This is a genomic window from Streptomyces sp. XH2, assembly GCF_049725035.1.
GTDB classification, from domain to species: Bacteria; Actinomycetota; Actinomycetes; order Streptomycetales; family Streptomycetaceae; genus Streptomyces; species Streptomyces roseoverticillatus.
Map to the genome: position 1 here is coordinate 60253 of NZ_JBMMMZ010000004.1, position 6236 is coordinate 66488.

The 6236-nt window shown below is 72.2% G+C and carries 5 protein-coding genes; all 5 read right to left on the minus strand.

Annotation, left to right across the window (positions count from 1 at the left end):
• Positions 1-89 precede the first annotated feature (89 nt).
• On the minus strand, positions 90-851 hold the full coding sequence (locus ACOTKD_RS09740; RefSeq protein ID WP_424888470.1) for an SDR family NAD(P)-dependent oxidoreductase: 762 nt from the start codon (positions 849-851) through the stop codon (positions 90-92).
• A 22-nt stretch (positions 852-873) separates the two neighbouring features.
• On the minus strand, positions 874-2562 hold the full coding sequence (locus ACOTKD_RS09745) for an FAD-binding oxidoreductase (RefSeq protein ID WP_424888471.1): 1689 nt from the start codon (positions 2560-2562) through the stop codon (positions 874-876).
• Positions 2563-2596: 34 nt separating this feature from the next.
• Entirely contained in the window at positions 2597-3112 is a 516-nt protein-coding gene (locus tag ACOTKD_RS09750; RefSeq protein WP_424888472.1) for a cupin domain-containing protein, read from the minus strand.
• Between the two features lie 223 nt (positions 3113-3335).
• Positions 3336-4412 carry a hypothetical protein gene (locus tag ACOTKD_RS09755; RefSeq protein WP_424888473.1) on the minus strand — a complete coding sequence of 359 codons (1077 nt, stop codon included), beginning with the start codon at positions 4410-4412 and terminating at the stop codon, positions 3336-3338.
• A gap of 57 nt (positions 4413-4469) precedes the next feature.
• The gene (locus ACOTKD_RS09760) at positions 4470-6077 is read right to left on the minus strand and encodes a M48 family metalloprotease (RefSeq protein ID WP_424888474.1); all 1608 of its coding nucleotides are present in this window, start codon (positions 6075-6077) and stop codon (positions 4470-4472) included.
• Positions 6078-6236: the final 159 nt, after the last annotated feature.

Here is a 6236-nt window from a genome sequence, read left to right on the forward strand (position 1 = left end):
AGTGCTTCCGCACGGGCCCGCCGGAGCCTGTGGTGAACGCGCGGGTGCGGGGCGGGCGCCCGGCGCCCGCCCCGCACCCCTCGTGGCGCTCAGGCCGTCATGCCGCCGTCCGCCACCAGGTCGTGGCCGACGACGAAGCTCGCGGCGTCCGAGGCGAGCCACTGGACCGCGGCGACGATCTCCTCCGTCTCGGCGACGCGGCCGATCGGCACCGTGCCGGCCACCCGTGCGTTGCGGTCGGCCTCGGTCTCACCGGGGCGGAAGGACATGGAGGTGTTGGAGGCGCCGGGGCTCACGGCGTTGATGCGGACGCCGTCCTTGATGTGGTCCAGCGCGGCCACCCGCGTCAGGGCGCTGACGCCGGCCTTGGAGGCGACGTAGGCGGCCATGCCGGGACGGCGGCCGTGGAAGCCGATGTTGGACGAGGCGTTGACGATCACGCCGCCGCCGTGCTCGCGCATGTGGGCGACCTCGTACTTCATGCACAGCATCACGCCGGTGAGGTTGACGCCGACGAGCCGGTGCCAGGTGGCGAGGTCGGTGTCGGCCAGCGGCGCGGGCGGGGCGAAGAGCCCGGCGTTGTTGTGCGCGATGTGCAGACCGCCGTGGCGGGCGACCGTCGTGGCGACCATCGCCTCGACGTCCTGGGCGCTGGTGACGTCGGCGGCGACGGCGCTGGCCTTGCCGCCCTCCTCCTCGATGAGCCGCACGGTCTCCGCGGCGGGCTCCAGCGCGACGTCGACGGCCACGACGGTGGCGCCCCGGCGTGCGAAGGCCAGGGCACTGGCCCGGCCTATGCCGGAGCCCGCCCCGGTGACGAGGGCGACCTTGCCTTCGAACTGTGCGGTCATCTGGTTCTCCTCCATGAGGGGGTCACTGCTTGGGCAGGGCGATGGACTGCGAGTGGCGGAAGACGTTGCGCGGGTCGTAGGCGGCCTTCACGCGCTGCAGGCGGGGGTAGTTGTCCTTGTAGTAGAGCGTGGTCCAGGGCACCCCGGACCTGTTCTGCTGCGGGTCGGTGATGTCGCTGTCGGGATAGTTGATGTAGCAGCCGTCGGCGGCCGGGCCGGGGACGGGGTAGCCGCCGGTGGAGGCGAAGACGTCGGCGTAGACCTCGCGGGTCCAGGCGAGGTTCTGCGGGTCCTGGTCCTTGCCGGGCCAGAAGCTCTGGAAGAGGCCCTTGAAGATGGAGTCGCGCTGGGCCGAGGCCGTGTCGCCGGAGCGCACCGTGTTGATCTTCCCGCCGTAGGAGAGCAGGACCACCATCGAGTTGGGGTTCTGCAGGTCGGTGCGGGTCAGGTGCTTGTAGAGGGAGGCGATCTGGGCGTCGTTGAAACCCTTGCGCAGGTAGGCGGACTTGTGGATGCCGCGCAGGGTGGGGTTGGTGAGCGTGGGGTTGTTGGTGCCCAGGAAGCGGACCGAGGCCAGCCAGGGCACGCGCTGCGGGGTGAAGAAGTCGGGCATCGGGCCCTGCTCGCCCACCGCGGAGGTCAGCGGCTCGGCCTTGATGCCGAGGGCCGAGGTGATCGAGGCGACGTAGGCGGTGATGAGCTTCTCCGCGCCCGGCACGGTGGCGTCCATCTGTGTGAGCAGCCCGATGCTGTTGTTGGCCCGGTGGTTGATCATCAGGAAGCTGCAGAGCGAGGCGTACGGCGAGTCGGGGCTGCCGTTCTTCTCGTGCCAGGTCCCGAAGTTCTTCACCAGGGTGGCGAAGCGCGTCTTGTCGAGCTTGCTCCAGGGCAGGGAGATCGCGCTGACGTAGACGTCCTTCGGCGGGTGCATCAGCTGCTGGGCGGGCTCGCTGCCGGTCGCGTCCGGCGAACGGAACCAGTAGCGGGTGATCACGCCGTAGTTGCCGCCACCGGCGCCGGTGTGCGCCCACCACAGGTCGCGGTTCGGGTCGTCGGCCTCGCGGGTCGCCACCACGGCCCGTGCGGTGCCGTCGGCGTTCACGACGACGACCTCGACGGCGTAGAGGTGGTCGACGGTGAGGCCGTGCCTGCGCGAGAGCATTCCATAGCCACCGCCGCTGATGTGCCCCCCGACGCCCACGGAATAGCACATGCCGCCGGGGAGGGCCACCCCCCAGCCCTTGTAGAGGGATTCGTAGACGTGCAGCAGCGTGGCCCCGGCCTCGACGAAGAAGGCCTTGCGCTGCTCGTCGTAGCCGACCTGGTCCATGGCCGTCATGTCGACGACGATCTGGACGTCGGGGTTGTAGACGAAGTCGGCGTAGCAGTGGCCGCCGCCGCGTATGGATATCCGCTTGCCGGCGCGGACGGCCTCCTGCACCGTCCGGACGACTTGTTCGGTGGTGTGCACGATGCGCACGGACTCGGGGCGGCCCACCCAGCGGGTGTTGTTGCCGACGACCAGGTCGGCGTAGCGCGGGTCGTCCGGGAGTACGGTGACCGCCTCGGGTGCACCCGCGCCGGCCTCCGCCCCGGCGCCGGTGCCCGCCGCGGCGGCCCGGGTGGGCGCGAGGCCCGTCTGTGTCACGGCGACGCCCGCAACTGCGGCGGCGGTGCCGGTCAGCATGGTTCGTCTGTTCAGCATGCCCATGGTTCTCTCTGTGCGGTACCAGTGTTTGCGCCGGTCAGCTGCCCCAGATGATGCCGAGGCCGAGCTTCTCGGCGACCTCCTGCGTGCGCTCGACGGACCAGCGGTCGCCGACCGGCGCGGCGGCCCCCATGTGCACGGGGTATCCGCCGTCCAGGAAGAACCGCTCGAATCCGCCGGGGCAGGTGAGCACGTACAGGTCGGCCGTCTCGCTCTCGACCAGATACGAATGCGGGATTCCGCGCGGCAGGAAGAGCACGCTGCCGCCTTCGAGGAGTTCGGTGCGGTCGCCCACGGTGGCCCGTACGCCACCGCTGCCGATCATGAAGATCTCGTCCTCGAGCGTGTGGATGTGGCTCGGGGAACGCTCGCCGAGCTGCGCCGCGAAATGGGTCATTCCCATGGCGCCCCTGGTCTGTTCGGCCGTGAGCTTCACGGTCACCAGGGAGCCCTTTCCCCACAGCCGCTGCGTTCCGTCGCCGGGCTTGAGGACCGCCGGCAGGACGTCCTTGCCGAAGGGGAGTTCTTCCCGCCCGTGCGGCGCTGTCGTCATTTCTCCTCCAGATCCCTTGCGGTGCTGGGCAGCGCCCGACCGGCTGGTTCCGAGCGTTGCCCAGTGAACCCGGGAGCGACAAGACAGCTGAGCCCAATCCGTCAAGTGGCGCTGCGCAGCGGAGAGTTCACGCTGCGCGAGTCCGGAAACGGATTGGGCTCTGCTTTTCTCTTCGGTTGTTGCGGGGGCGGGCGCGGACCGCGCGCCGCTGAACGGGACGTGACTACCGGGCGCCCTGAACGGCTCGTTCCCGGTAATCGCAGTACTTTTCCGCGGGGTCCTCGAAATAGCTCCAGGGCAGGGAGCCGACGCAGCCGTCGACGAGCCGGAATTGTTCGAGGGCCTCCGCGTGCCGCTTCTGCTTCACGAGGAAGAAGGCCAGCAGGTGCCGGGCCTCGGGGAGGCGCGGGTGGTCGGGCCGGACGGCCGGGAGGTCGGCGAGGAGGGCGTCGACCATGGCCACGGCTTCGGGAGTGCGGTAGTGCTTGCCGTTGAACGGCCGGTCGAGGTGCTCGAAGTGGGCGACGAGCCGCAGCGCGGGCAGCAGGGTGCCGGCCGGCGCGGCGGATGCCGCCTTGTCCGCGAAGTCGCGGGCCAGTTCCGCCGAGCCGTGCCACTTCTCGCACCAGTACTGGAGGGCGCTGTAGTGCGCCTCGTAGTGGAAGGGGGCGCGGCTGGTGATCTCGGCCCAGAGCTCGTGCACGTACGCGTGCGGGTAGCCGAGGCCGAGGCCCGCCCAGAGGTCGGAGACGTGCGGGGAGGGGTCCTCGGGGGCGAGCTCGATCGCGCGGGCGATGTCCTCGCGGGCCCGCAGCAGGACGCGGTGGAAGCCCTCGAACTGCTCGGCCGAGGTCCGGTCCGCGGTGCGGCCGCCCCGCAGCTGCCAGGCGAGGAAGACGGTGGACCGGGCGCGTACGGCCGCGGCGCCGGGGTCACCCGGGCGGGCGGTCTCCCAGGCCGTGAGCCAGGCGTCCTCGTCGGCCGCGGCGCGCGCGAGGGAGATGACGAGCGCGGTGCGGCGCTCCCAGTCCTTGCCGATGGCCGTCATGGCCTCGGCGGCGGGCTCCCAGGCGCCACGGCCGGCCGCCTCCCGCGCACCGTCGATCTGCGGGTCGTGCAGCAGCCGCCCGGTGTCCTGCCGGTCCTGCGGGAGCAGGCCGAGGGCGGCCGCTTCCTTCGACAGCCGGGCCGGTGCGGCGGCGGCCGCCGCGCGCCCGGGCCGAGCGGCGGCGCCCTTGCGGTTGCGGTACCAGATGAAGATCCAGACGGCTATGACGAGGAGGGGCAGCAGTCGTGCCACGGGGGTTCGGCTCGATTCGTTGAGGAGGAGCGGGTGCGCGGAGGGGTGGCGGGGGCGTCAGGCGTGCGCGGCCTGCGGCAGCAGCCGGCGCAGCGGCGCGGTGTCGGGCGCGTCGGCGACGGCCGCCCGCAGGGCCTGCGGCAGCAGGGCGTCGTAGCCGTCCGGCAGGTGGAGCCGGGCGCTCTCCGCCCAGGACAGCTCCCACCAGGCCGCCCGGGCGTCCACGAGCTCCAGCAGGACGAGGCTGGACAGGCTGTCGAGGAGTGCCGGGCGCAGGAATTCGCGTGCGGCCCGGCCGCTCGCCTGCTGCGCGGCCCGCGACTGCGGGAGGCCGGCGGCTATCTGCCACAGGCTGCCGCGGTCGGCGGCGTCGAGCAGGGCGTGCACGGTGGCGGGGCCGCCGATGACGCGGGCCATGGCGTCGCGGAGGGGCTCCGCATCGGCCTCGTGGCCGGCGCGGATGCCGTGGTGGACGAGCTCGGGCCAGTCGGCGCGGGGCATGCGCAGCGCTTCCTGGGTGAGGGTGGCCGCTTCGAGGTCGGCGAAGACACGAGCGGGGTCGTCCAGCAGGGCCATGGCGGGGCCGGCGGGCAGGCCGCCGCGCCCGTCGTCGGGCATGGCCTCGATGAGGCGGATCCGCTCGGTGGCCGGGGGGTGGGCGTCGTACGGGGAGGGGTCGTCCGGCGGGAGGTCGCGGCGCAGCTCGTCGAGCTCCTCCTGGCGGGCGGGTTCGGCGAGCAGCCGGGTGAGCCCGCCGTAGAACTGGCCGTACGGGGGCAGGAGTCCGGCGGCCACGCCGACGGAGGCGTACCCGCGGAGGTAGAAGCCGTGGGCGGCGTCGAGGACGACGGTCTCGCGCAGGGCGGACGCGGTGGCGTCGCGGCCCGCGATCCGGACGGCGAGCCGGTCGGCGGCGAGTTCCTGGCGGCGGGCGTCGCTCTGGGTGGCCCGCAGGGCGAACTTGCCGTAGGCGATGAACAGCTTGCTCATCTGACGGTAGCTCCACCCGGCGCCGCGGGTGTCCACTTCCTTGGCCTTGCGGCCCTTGCGGAGGGCCTTCTCGGCTGCCTTCTCCTGGCGCAGCCGCTCCTTCTCCACCCGCTCCTCCGCCCGCTCCGTGAAGGCGTTCACGGTGCGGGCGACGGCGTGCCGGCCGCGGGCGGTGATGGCGGAGAGGCGGGTGTCGGCGTGCCCGTAGTGGCCGAACTCGTGGGCGAGGACGGCGCGCAGCTGGGCCTCGTCGAGGCCGGTCATGAGGGGGACGCCGAGGTAGAGCCGGCGGCGGCCGGGCAGGAGCCCGAGCAGGCGGGCGTTCTCGGAGACGGCGGCGTTGACGGTGCCGGTGAGGAGGATCTCGTCGGGCATGCGGGTGCCGGCGGCGCCGGCCACCTCCCGCACGGCGGCCCACAGCCGCGGCTGCTGCTGCTCGGCGACGGGCAGGCCCTCGTCGCCGTCGTCCTCGGGGGTGCGGACGAGGAGCATTCCGCGGACGACGGGGAAGGCCAGCAGGGCCAGGACGACGGTGAGCTTGAAGGCGAGGGGATTCGGGCCCCGCCAATAAATGGCGACTCCGATTCCGGCAAAGACGCCGAGGACGACGAGGCACAGGAGATAGAAACCCGCGAGCACGACAAGTGCACGCAGGGCACGCAGAACAACGCCCATGGGGCAGGGGCCCTCACACAGAAATAGAGGAATGGTCGGTGCACCGGGGGAAGAATCGCCAGTATGCCGCACGGAGTTTTGAATCGGCAAAATGTTTTGAAATGCGGCAACACGCGCAGCGGCGGGGGGCCCCCGGGGGCGGCGCCCCCCACCGGACCC